Below are 20,468 nucleotides of genomic sequence, written 5' to 3'. Positions count from 1 at the left end.
GAGCACACGCGACGCGGTGCTCGTCGGGTGTAGTTTGAGAGTAGAAGTGGGGCCGGAGGGATTTGAACCCCCGATCGACTGATATCTCCGGTGGGCACCTCGGAACTCCAGAGGGTCGTCAACACGACCGATGATCAGTCGGTCGCTCAGTATATCAGCTGGAGTGTCGTCCCGGGCGCCAAGCCTCTGGAGTCAGTCGCCATGCCGGGCTTGGCCACAGCCCCGATTCGCTCTATCTGCACTCTTTCGTATGGCGATTTTTCTTAAAGGGGTTTCGATTCTACTCGTCCCGGTCGTCGTCCGCCCAGTCGCACTCTTGGCACTTGTAGGCGGTCACGAACTCGGTGACGCTCGGCATGTAGCCGACCTGAATGACGTTCTCCCCACACTCCGGACAGTCGAAATCGGCGTCTTCGATTGCCTCGGCCTCCATCGGGCGTTCGCCTTCGACGAGTTCGGCGAGCGTCTCTGGAGTGACCATCCGACCTTGCACGACGCGGTTGCTCATACTCCGACGAATCGTCCCGAGGGACGTAAGCCCATCGTCAGCGACAGACCGAGTCAGGGCGTCGCCACAGACACCGTCCGCGTCCGCGGACCGTCGCACTCGACGAGGAGGACCGATTGCCACGTGCCGAGGTCCAACTCGCCACCGACGACCGGAATCGAGACGCCGTTTCCGACGAGGAGGGCGCGGAGATGTGAGTCGGCGTTTCCATCCAGTTCGTCGTGTTCCCACCCGTCGTCGGCGACGCTCGCTGCGAGCATCGACTCGATATCACTCAGTAGACGTGATTCGGCTTCGTTGACGCAGACTCCGGTCGTCGTGTGCCGTGAGAAGACAGTACAGATGCCGTCGTAGTCGGCAGGAAGTGCGTCGGCGACCTGGCTGGTGACGTCGAGGGCCTGAAGTCGTCGGTCGGTTCGGACGTCGAAGGTACGGTGCATGTGACGAGATTCGCCACAGAGACAGAAAAATTCGCCCGGGGCTCAGAGCCACGGGGCGCGAGAGTCTTCTTCACCGGGGTAGCCGTATCCCGGTTCGGAGGCGTCCTCTGCGGTGGATTCGTCCGAGAGGTCCTCGAAGGACCCGTCCGAGTCCACGTCGTCGTCTGCGTCGACCGTGGTGTTCGATTCCTCGACAGCATCGTCGTCGGTGATGTCGTCGCCACCGTCGGCGACTGCGCCTGCGGCCATCGTGGTGTCGGTCGCAGGACCGTCGGTGACGGTGATGTCGTCGAACTCGTCTCCGTCGTCACCGGATGCACCGGGGTCGAAGGCGAACAGCGCCGTGACGCCGAGGACGCCGAGTGCGACTGGGGCCTTCGTCGGCATCAGACCGAGCACGTCGAGTGCCAGCATGCCGAGCGCGACGGAACTCCCGAACCGGAACAGGTCGATATCGACCGACCCGCGCAGGCGGGGAGCAAACATGGCGACAGAGCCAGCGAACGCGACGCCGGTCCCTGCCGCCGCGCCAGCGCTGACGAGGCGCGTCATGTCTGGCCTGACGATGAGCTCGAAGCCCGCGGGGTTGAAACTCGCCACGAGACCGAGACCGACGATGACGCTCGGCGAGGGGAGGTACTCACCCACCTTCGAAGAGGCCGTCTTCGCGGCGATGGCCAGGATGACGAGGCCAGCGAAGCGGTGGAACACCTCGAAGTTGATTAGCGTCTCGATGGTCTCTGCGACGGCCGCTTCTGCGACGGCCACAGGGATGAGAAGCGCACCGAGCAACAGGATAGACGTGAGTTGCTCGCGGCGCGTCCCATCCATCTCGGCGAGGATGACCGCGACGGTGGCAGACCCACCGAAGATGAGCAGTCCGGTCTGGAGGATACCCGTGACGGACAGCTCTCCGGACGCAGTGGTCAACGCCCCCGCGATGATGAGCGCGGGGAAGATTCCGTCGACGAGCGGCAGACCCATGACCGTCGCGAGCAGGCGGGTGGCACCACCGACCTGCTGCTCGAGACGAAGGGCGACAGGGTGACGTGAGACACTCATTCGATGTTACTGGCCTTCACCATGGCCCAAGCGGCGATATGGACGCAATTCGGACGTCGACGTACGAGTGTGTCGCACAGTGAGTCCATTTCGTCCGATATTGAACTCCCGTTTAAATGTCTGCCACATCTGTGTAAAGAGAATGCCGGAGTCGGAGGTCGTTTGACCGGCAATACGCGATGCAGCGGGACACGTGGAGTCCATACACGATAAATTTAGGACAGGAGTATTAAACGTTGTGTGGGATACGACCGCATGGGACACGAATATCAGTGCCACTATTTTAAAAGCACCCTACGATTCGTAGATATCGGGGGCACTTCACCTACGATGTAATGATACACAATCGTGAATATGGTGATTATTCACGAGGGACCAGTGGCTCGTTAGCTAGTCCCGAGGTGGTGGTCGGAAGTTCGAGACAGCGGACAGTACGTATCCACTACTGTGTATACATCGTCGGATTCCTTTGCCACACATCGACACGCCCGTGCTATCTCGCAACCCTTTTGTCGTCCCCGAGACCACGCTTGATATGGCGAACGACGTTCCTGACCGAGAACCCTTCTCTGAGAAACTCCGGGTACCCGAATCGCTGACATTCGACGACGTGCTGCTCCGCCCGATGGAGAGCCGTGTCGAACCTGACGACGCCAACGTCTCCACGCGCGTCTCGAAGAATGTCGAACTCAACATTCCGATTCTCTCCGCGGCGATGGACACCGTCACCGAGAGTGGGATGGCTATCGGGATGGCCCGTGAGGGTGGTCTCGGCGTCCTCCACCGGAACATGGACGCCGACCAGATGGTCCACGAGATAGAACGCGTCAAGCGTGCCGACGAACTCGTCATCCGCCGCGAAGACGTGGTCACGGCCAAACCAGAACAGACCATCAGCGACGTAGACGAGATGATGGAGCGTGCTGGCGTCTCCGGTGCGCCCGTCGTCGACGACGACGACATCGTCCTCGGTATCATCTCCGGTACCGACATCCGCCCGTACCTCGAAGTCGGCGAGTCCGACGAAGTCCGCGAGGCCATGACGGACGAGGTCATCACGGCCACGCGCGACGTGAGCGCCCGCGAAGCGCTCGAACTGATGTACGACCACAAAATCGAGCGCGTCCCCATCGTCGACGACGAGAGCCGACTCGTCGGCCTCGTCACGATGCAGGGTATCCTCCAGCGACGTGAACACGAGAACGCCGCCCGCGACGAGGACGGCCGTCTCGTCTGTGGTGTCGCCGTGGGACCGTTCGACCGCGAACGCGCCCAGAAGGCCGACGAAGCCGGTGCCGACGTCATCTTCATCGACTGCGCTCACGCGCACAACTTGAACGTCATCGACACCGCTCGCGAAATCAAAGAGACCGTCGAGGCAGACGTCGTCGTCGGGAACGTCGGCACCCGCGAGGCCGCCGAGGAACTCGTCGACTTCGCCGATGGTATCAAGGTCGGTATCGGCCCCGGTTCCATCTGTACCACCCGCGTCGTCTCCGGTTCCGGGATGCCGCAGATTACCGCCGTCGCAGAAGTCGCAGACGTCGCCGCCCAGTACGATATCCCCGTCATCGCCGACGGTGGGATTCGGTACTCCGGTGACGCAATCAAGGCTATCGCCGCCGGTGCCGACGCCGTCATGCTTGGTTCTTACTTCGCCGGAACCGACGAAGCACCGGGCCGCGTCATCACGATGAACGGTAAGAAGTACAAGCAGTACCGCGGGATGGGCTCTGTCGGTGCCATGCGCTCCGGCGGTGCCGACCGCTACCTCAAAGAAGACGACGAAGACGAAGAGTACGTCCCCGAGGGTGTCGAGGCCGCGACGCCGTACAAGGGGTCGCTCGCGTCCGAACTTCACCAACTCGTCGGCGGTATGCAGTCCGGGATGGGCTACGTCGGCGCCGAGACGATTCCGGAGGTCAAAGAACGCGCCGAGTTCGTTCGAGTCTCCGCGGCGGGGCAGACCGAAGGGCACCCCCACGACGTGATGATTACCGACGAAGCGCCGAACTACAGCCCGAACGAGTAACACAGGACCGCGTTCGCTTTTCGACCGTCTGCACCGCTTCTCTTAGGCCGCCGACTCGATAGCGCGACCAGTCACCACTGTCTGGACTCCCTCGAAATCTTCGCCCACGACGACAATATAGGGATGATTAATAGGGATGTATGTCGTGCATCTACAAAGCGATGGATACCGCGGAGCTACGCACCGCCCTTCGGAACGCTGGGTTGTCACAATATCAGGCGGAGGCCTACGTCGCCCTCCTCCAGTTGGGCGCGGCGAGCGCAACTGAATTGGCCGACGCGTGTGCGGTCCCGACAGCACGGATTTACGACGTCCTTCGAGACCTCGAATCGAAGGGCTACATCGAGACATACGAACAGGACAGTCTCCACGCGCGAGCGTGCGACCCAAAGTCGGTGATGGAAGACTTACAGAGTCGTGCCGTCCAACTGGACGAAGCGGCGACAGAGATAGAGACCCGATGGCAGCAACCGGCCGTCGACCGGCACATGTTGAGTATCGTCAAACGGTTCGAGACGGTGTTCAACCGCGCCGAGGAACTGATTCGAGACGCGACGAGCGAGGTCCAACTCTCGGTCACACCTGAACAGTTCGCGGCGCTCAGACCAGCGCTGACAGAGGCGTACGAGAACGGCGCCTTGGTGAAAGTCTCACTCCACCCCGAACAGGGAGACAATTTGAACGATATCGACGAATCGGCCTTCCGGGGAGTGACGTCGGAAGTCCGTGTGCGGACGCTTCCGACGCCCTTCGTCGCAATCGTCGACCGGACGGGGGCGTGTTTCGCACCGCACACTGGGTCCGTCAACCAATACGGTGTCCTCGTCGACGACTACACACTCACGTACGTGTTCTACTGGTACTTCCAGACGGCACTCTGGGAAGTGTGGGACGTGGTCTACACCGCACAGACCCCCGACCCCCCAATCGTCTATTCAGACATCCGACACTTCGTCCAAGACGCCGAACCCCTCTTTCAGAACGGCAAGCGCATCGTCACTCACATCAACGGCTACGAGACAGACAATCGCGAACCGATAGACGTCGTTGGCGAACTGACAGACATCTACTACACTGCCGTCTCAGAACCGAAAGAGACACTGTCGTTCTCCGAACTCGCAGGCCAAGTCTGCCTGACCATCGACGCTGGCGACGAGACGTACACCGTCGGTGGATGGGGTGCAGTGTTAGAAGAAGTCGAAGCGAACCGCATCACCGTCGAGTCGATATCCTGAACACATCAGGATAGTTAGAATATCCATTCGCCGGAATGTATAACAACTCCCCGTTCTCATACTTATTACAAGACGCGTTCCGGGCACGCACTTGGCAAGGGGTATTTTGATATACCACCACACGACATTCTGTCTCGTGAGTGTTCCCGGAACACCACTACACTACCAATGAGTGCAGAACAGCCCATGGTGCTCATCGTCGAAGATGAGCCTGACCTCGCCGATCTGTACGCAACCTGGCTTAGGGACGACTATCGCGTTCGTGTCGCATATGGCGGACGCGAGGCGCTCGACGAACTCGACGACGAGGTTGACGTTGTTCTCCTCGACCGTCGGATGCCCGACCTCTCGGGCGACGAAGCGCTCACCGAGATTCGCAACCGCGGCTTCGACTGCCGCGTCGCGATGGTGACTGCTGTCGAACCGGACTTCGACATCATCGCGATGGGCTTCGACGATTACCTCGTCAAGCCCGTCTCTCGTGAGGCGCTGACCGAAACTGTCTCTAATCTCATCTTGCGAAACGCCTACGACGTCGGAATTCAAGACTTGTTCTCGCTCGCCTCGAAGAAGGCCCTCTTGGAGGCTGAGAAGGACGAAGCGACGCTCGAAGACAACGAAGAGTACCAAGCCCTCACGGAACGACTCGACGAACTCAGGGGCGAACTCGACAACACCCTCGGTCAACTCGACGAGAGCAAAGGGCTCTCTGCAGTCTACCGCGACATCGGCGACTCGGCACAGTCCGACGAATAACGGACACACGCCGGCGCTCCGGGAACGTATTTCTCTCTCTGTTTGCTAATTCGTGACGCATGGCGTCTGACTCTGTCTTGTTCGAATTTCTTACATTAGCATTTCTGTTAATTAAGTTAATTTCATATCAGACATACACGAAAAATTATAATTCGCGTCCGCTCTTCGGACTACTTGCACATGTCCGAAGAACCCAACACGATGATCTCGTACCTCCGCAACAACCCCCGCATGATGGGCGTCCTGTTCACGCTCACCCTGCTTCTCACCCAAGCAGGGAATGCGGCAGCAGCGAACACGTACGTCATCACCGGCCCCTGATCAGGAAATAAATTCGTCGTCCCAGTACACGTTGCCGTCGAAGACGACTGGAATATCTTCTAACGCGAGAAAGTCCCTGAGCTCTTCTTCTGTCAGATTGATACCCGAAAGGTCACCGGACGAGAGGTGGTACTGTGTCAGCCCGGGAAGAATCGGCATAATCAGCGAGCCAATTCCTGACCGCGAGGTATGGTAGGCGTGATACGACATCTCGAACAGATTTTGTCTCTGTCGTTCTACCTCGCAAAAGACTGCAACTCCGCTTTCGGTTTGAACGACGGAAATTCCACCGTCGCCGACGACGCCGTACTGATGCGCGATGTCGCTGTCTGTCCGAACGACGTCGAGCGATATTTGAAGTGGGAACCCTCGGTTGAGGAGTTGAGCGAGCGTGCGTCCGACGCCAACAGCGTGGCTGTTGATAACTTCACTGAAGGTGACGATACCACCGATGGCACCTGCTTCGACGAGTGCGAGTCCTTGGTCGTAGGACCGACACGCGTTGAGGAGAAACGCCGCAGTACCGACGTCCTCGACGGTTTCAGCATCCACTTTCCCGTCGCGACACTGGAAGCCATCGTCGTCGATGTGACCGATGTAGTGGAGGAAGTCGGTCGGTTCTGCGAGCACGTCGCGTAACTCCGAACGACTGAGGTTGTAGTGAGCATCGACCTCGAACGAAATCCCATCTCGTGAGCCGTACACGTCGTCGACGATGTCGGTTTCAGCGAGCATCTCCTGGTCGTTACAGATGACCGTAATCTCGATGTCACCCGTCGTGGGCTCGCGTTGAAGCCGATTTTGGTAGGCTGTCGTCGTCATCTTGCTGGCGCCGACTGGCGTTCCGTCGCTCACCCACGCTTGCTCGACAGAGTTCGACGAACTGGGTTGGACGTAGGTGTCTCCCGAAGAGACAGTCCCCGCACTCCGGACGATGTCGTCTCGCAGGAAGTCGTCGACTGCTGTTGCCTGTACTTCCGAGTGTGGAACTTCCGACCCGGACGGTGTTCGGACCACCGCAAGGTCGTTCGTCACGAACGGCAATAGCTCGATGTTGTCCGGTTGTGGTGCCACGTGCGTCGTCAACTTCCACTCGGGGACGAGGTCAGCAATGTGTTCGTACGGCGTCCCGAGGTACTGCTCTAACTGCTCACCAAGGGGTGCTTCGTACAGTGACTCGACATCTAAATTCAGTCGAGACTCGATGGCTTGACGCTCGTGAAGGTCGATGTCGTAAATCCCCTCTGTTCGGACGACACAATCGAGGAAAAACGTCTGCTTGAGAGTCCGAGCGACGCTTCCTTCGAACCCGTTCGGGCCGTCGAACTCGTGGACAAATCCGCTGTCTGTCACCAGTCTTGGTGTCTCACCGGGGACGACTTTTGCACCGAGGTAGTACGCCAACGGCGTCGCGACGAAGATGTGTTCGAGCGTCGGCGGAAGTTCGAGACGAACACCCGTGTCAGGTGCCTCGATTCCATCAGGAATCACGAGTTCGTCCCCACGCTCAAGCAACGGTGGGTGCCCACGAAGCGTCGGGTACGACCGTTCGACACTCGTCGTCTTGAGTGCCGAGCTAAGTGCCGACACAGCCTTCATCACGTCGAACGGATCGTCCGTCGTTGTAATCGTCGCTGCAGGGTTTTCGTGCGACGACCGAGCACCGACGAGCACGTCTTGCTTCTCGTCTAAGGAGATCCCCGTAGCCATCGGCGGTTTCTCGATTCGAAATGGCCCTTCGAGACGTAGATACGTCTTCACGGGACCGAACAGTTCCACACTGTACGTTCCGGGACCGAACTGCTCAGTCTCTTGGTGGTCTATTTTCGCGAGCATCGAACCGGACTCGTCACGAACACACACGACGAGGTTCACAGACAGGTCGACCCGGTCCGTGTCGATACTGACTGCGGCGTCGGCGGGCAGCGAAAACCGTGTTTCGTCTGCTGGTGTGGGAGAGATCGAAGACGGCGTCCGTAAGAGGAACTGGTGTCGTTCGACGTTGTCACGAACGACCAAGCCAGTCCCGTCTGAAGGGAGCGAAAAGCCGACCTCTAACGTCGAGGACTCGGGGGACTCCTCGCTCTGCCCGGACTGTTCCATTGTGTACTGATGACACGATTCGAGTTGAAAAGCGTGTTGGTCACCTGAAAGTCACGAATCGAGTGGGAACCAACCAGACGAGACGTCGATATCGAGGAGGTGCCACCGCTGCATCGCGTCGGTTTCGTGTACGTCGAGTTCGACGACGGCGTCGAACAACGGCGTGAGCATTCGGTTGAGTTCGTCGTCGCGGCCGCCGGGTGACCAGACGTGTAGCATCCCCTTGCGCGAGCGAACGTGGGTCGCCATCACGTGAAGGAATCTGAACACCGCCTCACGGTCGTACTTCGAGAGGAGTGCTGGCAAGCAATCGAACGCGACACGGAGTTCGGCGGGCGACAGCATGTTCGCGAAGCTGTCGAACTCCTGAATGTCGGTGGCGATTTCGGACCCGAGGCGGCCGACACCGCCGCTCACGTGCCGCTCGTACCGCTGTTGGAGTGGGTCTGGCGTGTACGCCGTACTCGCTGCACTTCGTTCGAGCGTCGAGTATCGGATTACACGGGTCCACTCCGTCGAGCGACGAATCGAGGGGTCGAGACGAGCGTCGAGAGAAGCGGATTCGTTCAGGACGACGAGGCGACGACGTGGTTCTGTGGGAGCACCGAGCATCTGCTTCGAGGCCCGCGAATAGAGTTCCGTCGGGACAGAGCCCACGACGAGGAGCGCGCTTCCGCGTCGCTTGAGGTCGTCCAATCCCAGTTGGAATGTGGACGCCTCCTCCGCTGGTGCGTCCATGTCACCTCTCGACACCATTCGTCTTGGACGACGAAACCATATTTAATAATACTTTGCGTGTTTGCACAGCAGAATGTGTTAGTGAGTGTCACGATTGTGCACTCCGGTTCGTCCCTCGCGTCCGGTACCGGCGAGACCGATGACCTAGAAACGAGTCAGTCGGCGGCGTGGACTGTCAACACTGGAACCGGCGCGGTCCGGACGACGCGTTCCGTCACACTCCCGAGGAGGACGCGTTCGACACCGCGTCGGCCGTGTGTCGCCATCACGATGACGTCTACGTCGTGCTCGTCTGCGTAGTCGATAATCGCCTCGTACGGCGTCCCTCGGAGTACGTCTCCGGTCGCCGAGATACCGCGTTCTTCTGCCCGTGCGACGAACTCGTCGACGACTCGCTGGCCCTCCTGTTCGAGTGTGTCGAGTATCGAACCCCCCATGACGCTCACACTGTCACGCGTGTCGTCTGCGACGAACAAGACGTGAACCGTCGACCCGTACTGTTCCGCGAGTCCGAAGACGTGCGGAATCGCCTGCTCTCCGGCAGGACTCCCGTCGACTGGAAGCAGAATCTCGTCGTACATACGATACGATTCGTGCCCAGAGTGTGTGAATGCTTCGCACGTTCGGGTGCCAAAATAGGTGATGAAGCGACCTGACTACCCGTTCACGTACGCTTCGATTCGGTCCATCGCTTCGCGAAGTTCGCGCATACTCGTCGCGTACGAGACGCGGAGGTGGCCCTCTCCGCCCTCCCCGAAGACGCTCCCCGGAACGAGTGCGACGTTCTGTTCTTCGAGGAGTCCCTCGGCGAAGGCTTCGTCGTCACCGTCCGGGGCCTCGGGGAAGACGTAGAACGCGCCTTTCGCCTCGAAACAGTCGATGCCCATCTCTTCGAACCGAGCGAGGACGAATCGACGGCGGCGGTCGTACTCACGGCGCATCTCGTCGACGGCGTCGTCACACGACCGCAACGCTTCGAGTGCCGCGTACTGCGCCGTCGTCGGGGCAGACAGCATCGCGTACTGGTGGACCTTGTTCATCGCGTCGATGGCCTCCGGCGGGCCCATCGCGTACCCGAGGCGAAGTCCAGTCATCGCGTACGCCTTCGAGAATCCGTTGAACACGACGGTCCGGTCGCGCATCCCGGGATGGGTCGCGATGGAGGCGTGGTCGTCTTCGTACCGGAGGTCTGCGTAAATCTCGTCGGAGAGGACGACCAGGTCGTGTTCCCGAACGAACGCCGCCACGTCGGCGAGTTCCTCGTCGGTCATCACCGCACCAGTCGGGTTGTTCGGGTAGCACAGGACGAGCACGTCCGCCTCGTCCGCACCCGCGGCTTCGAGGCCTTCCCGCGTGAGTTTGAACTCGTCTTCGGCGTACGTCGGCACCGGGAGTGGGTCGCCGCCGGCGAATATCGCACCCGGCGTGTACGAGATGTACGACGGTTGCGGGATAGCGACCACGTCACCGTCGTCGACGAACGCTCTGAACGCGAGGTCGACCGCTTCGCTGGCCCCCGTCGTGACGATAATCTCGTTTTCGGGGTCGTACTCCTGTCCGTAGCGGGTCACGCGCTCCGAAATCGCCTCACGGAGTTCGCGCATCCCACGGTTCGACGTGTAGGACGTCTTCCCGCGTTCGAGCGAGTCGATAGCGGCGGTTCGGGCGGCCCACGGCGCGGAGAAGTCGGGTTCACCGACACCGAGTGAGATGACGTCGTCTACCTCTTCGGCGAGTTCGAAGAATCTCCGGATACCGGACGGCGGAACCGTTTCGACGCGGTCTGAGATGTGGTCACCGAGCGTCATGGGGACACAGACAGACGGTCGTCGTCGTCACCGTCACCGAGTTCGATGCCCTCCTCTTTGTAGGAGTCCATCACGAAGTGCGTCACCGTCTTGGTGACCTCCGGAATCGGGGCGATGCGCTCGGAGATGAAGTTCGAGATGTCGTGCATCGAGTCGCCTTCGACTTCGATGAAGAAGTCGTAGTCACCGGAGACGAGTCGAAGCGTCGCGACTTCGGGGAACCGTGCGATACGGCGGGCAATCTGTTCGTACCCCGTCTCGCGGTCGAGTTCCACGTCGACTTCGACTTGCGCGCGGACGTGTTCGTCGTCCACGCGGTTCCAATCGACGACTGCCTGGTACCCGCGGACGACCCCGTCGTCTTCGAGCTCCTCGAGCGCTGCTGCCACTGCATCGGCGTCTGCGCCCAGTTGTCGGGCAATGTCGTCTACACTCTCTCGAGCGTCGTGACGCAGCAGGTCGAGCAGTGACTGCTTGTCCATGGGCAGTCCGTTGCAGGCATCAGTAAAATGGTTTGCCCAACCGGGATGAATTGTCGTGACAATCAATCGAGAGGCCAGACCGTGAGTCACCCTCGCCTGTCCTGCGGAAAACTATTCCAGTGCGGACCGAGACGTGGCCGATATGGATACCGAATTCGAGCCCTCCGACTTCGATTGGCTCACCCTCGACGCCGACGAAGACGTTCTCTGGGCAGACACGCCTCACCCCTACAGTCTCGTCCCCGTCCTCGTCGTCGGCATTCCCCTCTCACTGTTCGTCATCGGCATCCCGCTCGTCGTCGGTGCGTACCTCTCGTTCAAGAACACCAACTACGTCGTCACCTCCGACGCACTGTACAAGAAGACGGGCGTCCTCTCGCGGAACGTCCAGCGAATCGAGTTCGACAAAGTACAGGACACTTCGTACAGTCAGTCGTTCCTCGGCGCGCAGTTCGGGTTCGGGTCTGTGAACATCAGCACTGCCGGCGGGAGCGGTATCGAGATGAGTTTCCAGAACGTCTCGGAACCGCAGTCGCTCCAGACGCTCGTCAACGAGCGACTCAAACGCCGTGGTGGGCGCGACTCGGAGTCCGAGGGGAAAGCCGCCGTCCTCGACGACATTCTCGCAGAACTCCGGGCGATTCGGGAAGCGGTCGAGAGTGGCGACGGCGTGTCGGCGTCGGCGACGACCCCCGGAGACTCGCCCACTGACGACGCCTCTGAATCAGTCGAATCGAGCGACTTCGACTTCGACCAGTCGGTGACCGACGAGCGATGACTGTCGACGAGTGGATGGCCCGCGCCCCCGACGAAGTCGTCGTCTGGGAGGGTCGGCCACGGATTCAGACGATTCTCCCGTCGCTCGTCGTCGGGGTAGTCGTCGTCGCCGGTGCTATCGCCGGTGCGACGGTGACGAACGAACCCCTCGTGGGCCTCCTCGGTGTCTTCGGTGTGTTCCTACCGGTCTGGTCGTACGCCCGCGTCACCAACACACGGTTCGTCGTGACGGACCGCGCACTCTACCGAAAGACGGGCATCCTCTCACGGAACGTCCAACGCGTCTCGCTTGACCGAGTCCAAAACAGCACGTTCTCGCAAGGTATCACGGGGTCGCTGTTCGACTACGGCACGGTCTCCGTCGAAGCGGCCGGTGGCGGCGGAATCCAGTTCGAGAACGTGAACGACCCGCGAGCGGTCCGCACCGAAATCGACCGTCGACTGGGCGGTGACGAACTTCCGGGGACTGTCGACCAGTGGACTGCGGTCCTCGACGAGGTTCGAGCACTCCGGACCGCACTCCGATAAGCAGTCGTCGGGGGTCCGACGCTCGACTCGTACTGGTTACCCTTCGTCCTGACTCGGAATGCCGTGAGCGTCCTCGACGAGTTCACCGAACCGTTTGACGAACCGAGTCGCGGGCGCACCGTCGACGATATCGTGGTCGAACGTCACCGTGAGGTGGAGGAACTCACGGGTTTCGAGTTCTCCGTCGACGAAGCGGGGTTTCGTGCTGATACCGCCGACGGCTACCTGCACCGTGTAGTTCGTCGGCGTAATCGCCCATCCGCCGCCGCTCCCAAACATACCCACAGAGGTCACAGAGACGGTTCCTGCCATCTCCTTCCACCGTCTGGGGAACGACTGCGGGAGTCGCCACACGAGGCGTCGGACGAACCCGGGGAGACGAAGTCCCAGCGCACTCGCCCGAGAGAGTTCGGTCGGGTCAGCAGACGCCTGTGCAGTTCGGATTTCGTCGTGAACCGACCGCAACGACCGGCGGTTAGCGCCTCTGACGACGTGGGGAGCACCGATTTGTGACCCTCGGATTGTCGTCTCGACGAGGACGTTCACGTCCACGTCGTCGAAGACGTGCACGCGACCACGCCAATCGCGGTACGCGTTGATGTGCGGGTGGTCGTCGATGGCGCGGGCGAGGCAGACCACGACGAACGCGGTGAACGATAGTCGGTCACCTGTCTCTTCTTCGATAGTTCGAAGACGGTCTCTCGCGTCGGTCACGTCGAACTCGACGAGGCCGTGGACGTTGCTTCGCTTCCCTGCGACGCGCATATAATCGACCGTCCCCCGGCGACGGGGAGGAAGCGGTTCGATGCGCTCTCCTCGTGTCCTCATTACGGTTCGTACACCTGCGAGAAGCATACCTCTTGAGTCGAATCCGAACATCGCTGTCGGAGAGCGTCCGTCCTGTGTGTCAGGGACTCGGGAGGCGGATGGTCACGACGTTCCCGCGCGGTTCGTTCTCGTCGAACGTCAGCACCCCGTCGGAGTGCCGGACGATGAGCGTCACCAGCCACAACCCCATACCGCTCCCGTGGTACAGTGGTTCGATATCTTCGTCCCACGAGAGGACGTTTCGCTCCATCTCGGGAATCGGGTCGCTGTCGTCGGCGACGCGAATCGTCGTGGTGAGTCCCTCGGGGTCGATTTCGACGTCCACAGACGGCGCGTCCCGAGTCGAGTGAACGACCGCATTTTCGAGGAGTTCCCGAATCGCCCGTTGGATGGCCCGCGTCGAGACGACACGACACTGCGCAGGACAGTCGACAGAGATGTCTACGTCTGGGTGCTGTGATTCGACGCGCGACACGATGGTTTCGACGATTGGAACGACGTCGATGGCCTCGTTCGGCGGCGGCGACGAGAGGAACGACGTGATTCGTCGCCACTTGGACGCGGTTCGGAGCAGTTTCTCACTCGTCTCGACTATCTTCTCGGCGTCGGATGCGGGCCCAGCATCGTCTATCATCTCCGCGGACCCCTGAATGATGTTCAGGTCGTTCCGGAGGTTGTGCCGGAGGACTCGGTCGATGACCTTCATCTGCTGGAGTCTGTCCTCGCGGTCGGAGATGTCTCGAATGAGACCGACGAACCCGCCTTCGCCGTCGGGGGCGTTCCGGTCGAAGATGGTCACCTCTGCCGGGAACACCTGCCCGGATTTCTTCTGGCAGTGTATCGTGGTGGATACCGTGTCGTTGTGAGACTTGGTTTCGAGCGTCTCGCCGACTGCTTCGAACTCGTCTGTTTCGGCGTAGATGTAGCTCACAGACTCTCCTTCGATTTCGGCGACGTCGTAGCCGAAGAGCGTCGAAAAAGCCGAGTTCCCGTCGACGATTCGACGGTCGCTGTCGACGACCAATATCGCATCCTGAATGCTATCGAAGAGCGACGAGTACCGCTGCTTTTGCGCGCGAACCTCGCGTTCTCGCGCTTTCGCTTCGGTGATGTCCTTGACGACACCGACGCCGGTGAGTGCTCGCCCCGATTCGTCGAACTCGAGTTCTCCTTTCTCGCGAACCCACTTCGTCTCGCCGTCGACGACGATTCGGTGCTCGACGTCGTACGGCTCACCGTCAAGCGCCGCGTCCCACTCGTCTTGGACGTGCGACCGGTCTTCGGGGTGGACGCGTTCTAAGAACCGCTCGTAGGTCACCTCTACGTCTTCCGGGATGCCGAAGATGCGGTGACACTCGGCGGACCAATCGAGCGTCCCCTCCAAGAGATGTAACTCCCAACTGCCTACGTTTGCTATCTCTTGGGCTTGCGCGAGGTGCTTCTCTCGCTCACGAACGTCGTCCATGCGAAGTTGTCCCGTGTTGGTATCTACTGCCGAGAGAACGGTTATTGTAGTTACCGGAACAATAATCTGATTTGATAATTTTCGGCGAGCGTCGAACCGCCCGCCTGGCCCCACTCCGAGGCATGTGTACGGTCTGAAGACCGGCGTCGAGAACAGTTAGTCGTCTGCGGGACTCGTCGCTACCTCACCTGCTCCCGTCGCGTTGCCGGCGAATCCGACTCCGGCGAGGACGAAGGCGAACAAGACGAGTGGTGAGAGGTAGCCGAACAGGTAGTACGGGGCGTACGAGAGCGTCGCCACGCCGAGGACGCCAGACATGTACGCGCCGCCGGCGTGCCACGGGAGGAGCGCACCCGTCGGCGTCCCGGCAGACTCGATGGCCTGCGAGAGGTCCGAACTGTCGAGGCCGAACTCGTCGTAGGTGTTCCGGAGCGTCATACCCGGCACGACGATGCTCATGTACTGCTGGGCGGTGAGTGCGTTGGTCAGAATCGCGGAGACGCCGGTGGCGGCGACGAGCGACCCCGTACTCCGAACACCACGTTCGAGGCGGTGCGCGAGGACGGCGAGGACACCCGTCTGTTCGAGGAGGCCACCGAGCGTCAACGCTGAGACGACGATGGCGATGGTCCAGGCGGACCCGGAGACGCCCCCAGCGGCGAGGAGACTGTTGACGAGGTCAGACCCCGTCTCGGGGCTAGTTCCGCGCATGAAGACTTGCCACGCCGTGACGAACGTGGTGCCCTGAACGAGGAGACTCGTGAAGGCACCCGCGAACGCGCCGGCGAGGAGGACGTTGAGCGCCGGATAGCCAGCGGCGGCGAGACCGAAGGTAACTGCGAGTGGGAAGAACGCGAGGAGCGTGATGTTGTACGAGGACGCGAGTGCGGTCTGAATCTCGGTGATTTGACCGGCGGGAATCGCCCCGGAGAAGCCGAGGCTGAGGACGACGAACCCAACGACAGAGAGACCGAACGCGAGCAGCGTTCCGTCGCGCATCGCGCGGATGTGGTCGTAGAGGTCGGTGTTCGTCACGGCCGCGGCGAGGTTCGTCGTGTCCGAGAGGGGAGACTGCTTGTCACCCGCGTACGCCCCGGTGAGGATGGCACCGGCGGTCATCGGTTCCGGGACACCGAGTCCGGACCCGATGCCGATGAACGCGACACCGAGTGTCCCGACTGCCGTCCACGACGACCCGATGGCGAACGTGGTGACGCCGACGAGGATTGCCGTCGCCGGGAGGAAGATTTCCGGCGTGAGCAGGTCGAGACCGAAGTACATCAGCGTCGGAATCGTCCCGGCGGAGACCCAGGTGGCGACGACCCCGTAGATGATAAACAGGATGAGGAGCGCTTGCAGACCCATCGAGAGGCTTCGTTCGATGCCTTCGTAGAGGTCGGTCCAGGTGTAGCCCCAGACGTAGCGGCCGAGGAGGCCGACGAGTGCGATACTCCAGATGAGCGGGATGTGTGGGTCGAGTTTCAACACTGCGGACCCGATACCGAGGAATGCGACGAGACCCAGAACCGGAACCAGCGCCTGCAGGAACGTAGGGCGCGTCTCCGGGGAGAGGTCGTCGAACGACCGCGGCGTGTAACTGTCTGTTCTCATCGTACCTCGACAAATAACTTTGAGGCATAAAATTGTGTCGTGTTATGAATCAAGAGCATTGTTATGCAGTGACGTAGTTAGAGTTGACACGAAGATGCGTTGAAGTAATACTGCTCTGGCAGACTGTCCGCGATTGTGGACACGTCCGAATCCCGGAACGTGTCAACGAGGGAAAGTTCAATGCTCGTCGCGCGCGAGAAGTAACGATATGGTCCTCGACGAGTTCTTCTTGTTTCCCCTCGGACTCGTGGCGCTCCTCGGCGCGATTCCACTCATCGTCCTCTACTTCCTGCGACCGGAACCGACGCGCCGAACACTGCCCACGTTTCGGTTCCTCGCAGAGTCCGCGGGACGAACCGCCACGAACCCCCTCTTCGACCGGTTGCTCCGGAGTCTCCTCCTCCTCATCCAACTCCTCGCTATCGTCGCGTTGGTCGCGTCGCTCGCGACACCGTACGTTCTCGTTCCGGAGTCCGAGACAGTCTCCGAGACAGTCGTCGTCCTCGACACCAGTGCGAGTATGGGCGTGCAAGACGGTGGCGGGTCGCGATTCGACCGGGCACTCGGTGCTGCCCGTGACGAAGTGACTGGAACTACCTCAGTCGTCGCCGCAGGGTCGACTGCCGACGTGGTGGTCAGGCGTGGGAGCGGAACCGACGCACGCGCCGCCCTCGATGGCCTCGGTGTGACTGCCGCGCCGGGTGACCTCCGCACGGCGATTACGACGGCAGCGACGATTGCCGGCGAGGACTCGCGCATCGTCGTCCTCAGTGATTTCGCAGACGACTCGCCGTGGGAGGAGGCCGTCCGTGAGGCCCGTGCTCGTGGACTCGTCGTCGAACTCCGCCAGTTCGCCGCCGGCGGTGCGAACAACGTCGGCATCGTCGACCGGCGCTTCTCGGGGACGAACGTCACCGTGACGGTCAAGAACTACGGCGAGAGGACGGCCACACGGACGCTTTCGCTCGGTGGGGCCACAGAACGCATCGAACTGGACGCCGGTGGCGTTGCGACTGCGACGCTCCCAGTCCCACCGGGTGGTGGCCAGGTCCAACTCTCGCCGAGTGACGGATTCCCGACCGACGACACACTGTACGTCGCCGCACCGGAGGACGCGTCGATAGACGTACTCGTCCTCACGAACGACGAGAACCGATACCTCACGGCGGCGTTGTCGGTCATTCCTGAAGTGTCGCTGACGGTCGACAATCCCCCCACGAGCGTCTCGTCGTCGTACGACGTCGTCGTCTACAGCAACGTCGACCCCGAACGCCTGCTCAGGGGAAACGTCGACCTGGGGCGTGACGTACTCGCAGACGGCGGCGGCGTCGCGATACAGGCCCAAGAAGAGACGCCCAATTACGGTGACCTCCTCCTCGTCGCACCCGAGCGAATCGGGACGACACCGACGATTCGGTCTGTCGAGGAACACGACTTAACCCGTGATATCACGTTCCCGCCACCGACCGAGTACGTCGTCGGTGACCTCCGCGACGGAGAGTCACTGGTGACTGCGACCGATGGCACGTCACTGGTCGCCATCTCTGACCGCGGTGACGGTCGAATCGTCTACTACGGATTCATCGAAGAGCAGTCTGCGTTCAAGTTCAACTACCAGTACCCGGTGTTCTGGAAGCGGACCGTGTTCTACCTCGCCGGGCGTTCGACACTGACCGAACTCAACCGACCGACTGGTGGGTCACTCGGCGTCAGTCCGAACCAGACAGTCGAGACGCCCTCGGGACCTGCTCTCGGCCCGGAGATTCGACTCGACGACGCCGGGTTCTACCGCGTCGGCGGCGAACGGTTCGCGGCGTCACTGCTCAGCGAATCAGAGTCTGACGTGGCGGCACCGTCGCTGACGGGCGAAACCGCGCCAGACGACTTCCCGACACGAGTCGAAGAACGACTCGTCCCCGACGCCTTGACCGAGTGGGCCGTCTTCGTCGCACTCGGCATCACGTTCCTCGAACTCGTCTACCTGCGGCGGCGGGGTGACCTCTGATGGTGCTTCTCGCGTGGACGACCGAACTGGGAGACATAACGCTCGGATTGTCGAGGCCCGTGTTCCTCGTCGCCTTCCCAGTCGCCGTCGTCCTCATCTGGTACCTCATCTTCCGCGGCGCGAACGGCACCGCTGGCACGCGGTCACGACGCTTGCTGTTCGCCTCACGCCTGTTCGTCGCACTCTTGCTGGTCGTCGCCGCCGCAGGTCCGTACACGATTACGACCAGAGAGACAGACGGCGACCCGCGGGTGACGCTCCTCGTCGACGAGTCCGACAGTATGACCGTGTCGTCCAGCATCGCGGAGCAACTCGCAGAAGACATCGAAGACGAGGGGATTCCCGTGACCGTCTCGACTATCGCCCGCGGCGACGAATCCGCCCTCGGCGAGGCCCTGGCCGCGAACCTCCGACCGGAGGGGACAGTCGTCCTCGTCTCCGACGGGCGGGTGACGAGGGGGCGAAGTCTCGGGTCCGCCGCCTCCCTCGCGAGCGACCTGAACGCGACGGTGAGTGCGGTTCCCCCGACGACGAGCGACCCCGAACAGTACGTCTCGGTGAGTGGCCCGTCGAAGACGAGTGTCGGCGTCGACAACGCGTTCCTCGCGCAGGTCAGCGGCGTCTCCCCCGACGGTCCGTCGGACGTCGAACTCGTCGTCGAAATCGACGGGGAAGAAGTCGCCCGCGAGACGGTCCAGTCGTCGGGTGGCATCCAGTTCACCCGGACGTTCAATTCGACCGGTGTCCACCGCATCACCGCCCGAATCGACAGCGACGACCAGTTCGACCGAAACGACGTGTTCCGGAAGACGGTCCGCGTCGTCGAACCGCCGAAGGTGCTCTACGTCTCGCGGAGTGCCTACCCATTCCGGTCGTACCTCTCTGAGTTGTACGAAGTCGACACCGCAGACCAGGTTCCGTCGGACCTCTCGCGGTACCACGCCGTCGTCCTTCAGGACGTCCACCAAGACGACGTCGGAGACGTGGACACACTCCAGCGGTTCGTCATCGACGGCGGCGGACTCCTCGTCGTCGGTGGGCGAAACTCGTTCGAGAACGGCGAGTACGACGGGTCCAGTCTCGCGTCGATGCTCCCCGTCACGACCGGTGAAGGCGCGTCGCAGAGTACGAACCTCGTCTTCGCCATCGACGTGTCCGGGAGCGCCGAGTCCGGTATGCGCGTCCAGAAGAGCGTCGCGCTCAACGCACTCGACCAACTCGGCGACGAGAACCAGGTGGGTATCGTCGGGTTCAACTACCGCGCGTACGAGGTTTCGCCGCTTCGCCCGATTGGACCGAATCGAGAGTCGACGGCCGACCTGATTCGTCGCCTCGAATCCGGTGGTGCGACAGATATCGCCGTCGGACTCCGAGGGGCAGAACAGCAACTCGGGGAGCGCCGCGGGACGGTCATCCTCATTAGCGACGGTCAAGACCGGTTCGAAGACGCCGCAACCGTCGCCGACCAACTCGGCCGCGACGGCGTCCGCGTCATCGCTATCGGGACCGGACCGAATCCGAACGAGAAGACACTCCGTGAAATCGCCCGTGCCTCAGGCGGGAGTTACCTCCGTGCCGACGAGACGAACCGCCTGCGAATCCTCTTCGGCGGCGCTGACCGGCAGTACGCCGGCGACGGGTTGACCATCGTCGACCAGAACGACTTCGTCACCGCCGGCGTGGAGTTGACCGCGAACCCTGGCAACGTCAACGACGTGTCGATGCGCCGTGGGGCGAACTTCCTCGTCGCAGCAGACGATGGAACGCCC

General features: G+C 61.4%; 19 protein-coding genes and 1 tRNA gene. 8 read left to right on the top strand and 12 right to left on the bottom strand.

Annotation, left to right across the window (positions count from 1 at the left end; genetic code table 11):
* Nucleotides 1–47 precede the first annotated feature (47 nt).
* The 4 genes from AUR66_RS21555 to AUR66_RS19190 form a co-directional block, all read right to left on the bottom strand.
* Nucleotides 48–224 (bottom strand) — tRNA-Trp (locus AUR66_RS21555).
* A gap of 56 nt (nucleotides 225–280) precedes the next feature.
* Nucleotides 281–508, bottom strand: a complete 228-nt coding sequence (locus AUR66_RS19200) for a DUF5795 family protein (protein WP_225317744.1) — start codon at nucleotides 506–508, stop codon at nucleotides 281–283.
* 53 nt (nucleotides 509–561) lie between these two features.
* Complete coding sequence (locus AUR66_RS19195) at nucleotides 562–948, bottom strand: secondary thiamine-phosphate synthase enzyme YjbQ (protein WP_058573709.1); 387 nt, start codon at nucleotides 946–948, stop codon at nucleotides 562–564.
* 42 nt (nucleotides 949–990) lie between these two features.
* Nucleotides 991–1,932, bottom strand: coding sequence for a DUF5794 domain-containing protein (locus tag AUR66_RS19190; RefSeq protein WP_058573713.1), 942 nt, complete (start codon nucleotides 1,930–1,932; stop codon nucleotides 991–993).
* Nucleotides 1,933–2,545: 613 nt separating this feature from the next.
* Here AUR66_RS19190 and guaB point away from each other — a divergent pair.
* The 4 genes from guaB to AUR66_RS22405 all read left to right on the top strand — a co-directional run bounded on the left by guaB (nucleotide 2,546) and on the right by AUR66_RS22405 (nucleotide 6,354).
* A complete protein-coding gene (gene guaB, locus AUR66_RS19185) occupies nucleotides 2,546–4,042 on the top strand; it encodes an IMP dehydrogenase (protein ID WP_058573708.1) in 1,497 nt (498 codons plus the stop codon).
* Between the two features lie 161 nt (nucleotides 4,043–4,203).
* Nucleotides 4,204–5,277 carry a TrmB family transcriptional regulator gene (locus AUR66_RS19180; protein WP_058573712.1) on the top strand — a complete coding sequence of 358 codons (1,074 nt, stop codon included), beginning with the start codon at nucleotides 4,204–4,206 and terminating at the stop codon, nucleotides 5,275–5,277.
* Between the two features lie 168 nt (nucleotides 5,278–5,445).
* Nucleotides 5,446–6,033 carry a HalX domain-containing protein gene (locus tag AUR66_RS19175; RefSeq protein ID WP_058573707.1) on the top strand — a complete coding sequence of 196 codons (588 nt, stop codon included), beginning with the start codon at nucleotides 5,446–5,448 and terminating at the stop codon, nucleotides 6,031–6,033.
* Nucleotides 6,034–6,213: 180 nt separating this feature from the next.
* The gene (locus AUR66_RS22405) at nucleotides 6,214–6,354 is read left to right on the top strand and encodes a DUF7503 family protein (RefSeq protein ID WP_197409888.1); all 141 of its coding nucleotides are present in this window, start codon (nucleotides 6,214–6,216) and stop codon (nucleotides 6,352–6,354) included.
* Here the strand turns inward: AUR66_RS22405 and AUR66_RS19170 are convergent, their stop codons facing one another.
* The 5 genes from AUR66_RS19170 to AUR66_RS19150 form a co-directional block, all read right to left on the bottom strand.
* The gene (locus AUR66_RS19170; protein WP_058573711.1) at nucleotides 6,355–8,373 is read right to left on the bottom strand and encodes a hypothetical protein; all 2,019 of its coding nucleotides are present in this window, start codon (nucleotides 8,371–8,373) and stop codon (nucleotides 6,355–6,357) included.
* A gap of 135 nt (nucleotides 8,374–8,508) precedes the next feature.
* Complete coding sequence (locus tag AUR66_RS19165) at nucleotides 8,509–9,213, bottom strand: DUF7504 family protein (protein ID WP_058573706.1); 705 nt, start codon at nucleotides 9,211–9,213, stop codon at nucleotides 8,509–8,511.
* 137 nt (nucleotides 9,214–9,350) lie between these two features.
* Entirely contained in the window at nucleotides 9,351–9,776 is a 426-nt protein-coding gene (locus AUR66_RS19160; RefSeq protein WP_058573705.1) for a universal stress protein, read from the bottom strand.
* A gap of 75 nt (nucleotides 9,777–9,851) precedes the next feature.
* Nucleotides 9,852–11,003, bottom strand: coding sequence for a pyridoxal phosphate-dependent aminotransferase (locus tag AUR66_RS19155; RefSeq protein ID WP_058573704.1), 1,152 nt, complete (start codon nucleotides 11,001–11,003; stop codon nucleotides 9,852–9,854).
* Complete coding sequence (locus AUR66_RS19150) at nucleotides 11,000–11,485, bottom strand: Lrp/AsnC family transcriptional regulator (RefSeq protein ID WP_058573703.1); 486 nt, start codon at nucleotides 11,483–11,485, stop codon at nucleotides 11,000–11,002. The genes AUR66_RS19155 and AUR66_RS19150 overlap by 4 nt, the downstream gene beginning before the upstream one ends.
* A gap of 142 nt (nucleotides 11,486–11,627) precedes the next feature.
* On the opposite strand from AUR66_RS19150, the gene AUR66_RS19145 reads away from it, so the two are divergent.
* Together AUR66_RS19145 and AUR66_RS19140 are read left to right on the top strand one after the other, a co-directional pair.
* Nucleotides 11,628–12,263: a PH domain-containing protein gene (locus tag AUR66_RS19145; RefSeq protein ID WP_058573702.1), complete on the top strand. Its 636-nt coding sequence runs from the start codon at nucleotides 11,628–11,630 to the stop codon at nucleotides 12,261–12,263.
* Nucleotides 12,260–12,790 carry a PH domain-containing protein gene (locus AUR66_RS19140; protein WP_058573701.1) on the top strand — a complete coding sequence of 177 codons (531 nt, stop codon included), beginning with the start codon at nucleotides 12,260–12,262 and terminating at the stop codon, nucleotides 12,788–12,790. The genes AUR66_RS19145 and AUR66_RS19140 overlap by 4 nt, the downstream gene beginning before the upstream one ends.
* Before the next feature lie 36 nt (nucleotides 12,791–12,826).
* Here the strand turns inward: AUR66_RS19140 and AUR66_RS19135 are convergent, their stop codons facing one another.
* The 3 genes from AUR66_RS19135 to arcD all read right to left on the bottom strand — a co-directional run bounded on the left by AUR66_RS19135 (nucleotide 12,827) and on the right by arcD (nucleotide 16,694).
* Nucleotides 12,827–13,618 (bottom strand): 2-oxo acid dehydrogenase subunit E2, encoded by a 792-nt coding sequence (locus AUR66_RS19135; protein ID WP_058573710.1) that lies wholly within the window; start codon nucleotides 13,616–13,618, stop codon nucleotides 12,827–12,829.
* Nucleotides 13,619–13,697: 79 nt separating this feature from the next.
* The gene (locus AUR66_RS19130) at nucleotides 13,698–15,083 is read right to left on the bottom strand and encodes a sensor histidine kinase (RefSeq protein WP_058573700.1); all 1,386 of its coding nucleotides are present in this window, start codon (nucleotides 15,081–15,083) and stop codon (nucleotides 13,698–13,700) included.
* A gap of 156 nt (nucleotides 15,084–15,239) precedes the next feature.
* Nucleotides 15,240–16,694 (bottom strand): arginine/ornithine antiporter ArcD, encoded by a 1,455-nt coding sequence (gene arcD / locus AUR66_RS19125; RefSeq protein WP_058573699.1) that lies wholly within the window; start codon nucleotides 16,692–16,694, stop codon nucleotides 15,240–15,242.
* Nucleotides 16,695–16,902: 208 nt separating this feature from the next.
* On the opposite strand from arcD, the gene AUR66_RS19120 reads away from it, so the two are divergent.
* Nucleotides 16,903–18,699, top strand: a complete 1,797-nt coding sequence (locus AUR66_RS19120) for a vWA domain-containing protein (protein WP_058573698.1) — start codon at nucleotides 16,903–16,905, stop codon at nucleotides 18,697–18,699.
* A partial coding sequence (locus AUR66_RS19115) for a vWA domain-containing protein (protein WP_058573697.1) occupies nucleotides 18,699–20,468 on the top strand: 1,770 nt, incomplete at its 3' end. The genes AUR66_RS19120 and AUR66_RS19115, both read left to right, overlap by 1 nt.

It is taken from the genome of Haloferax profundi (genome assembly GCF_001469865.1).
GTDB lineage: Archaea > Halobacteriota > Halobacteria > Halobacteriales > Haloferacaceae > Haloferax > Haloferax profundi.
Note: the sequence above shows the minus strand (reverse complement) of the source record. Positions and strands in the feature narration are given on the sequence as shown.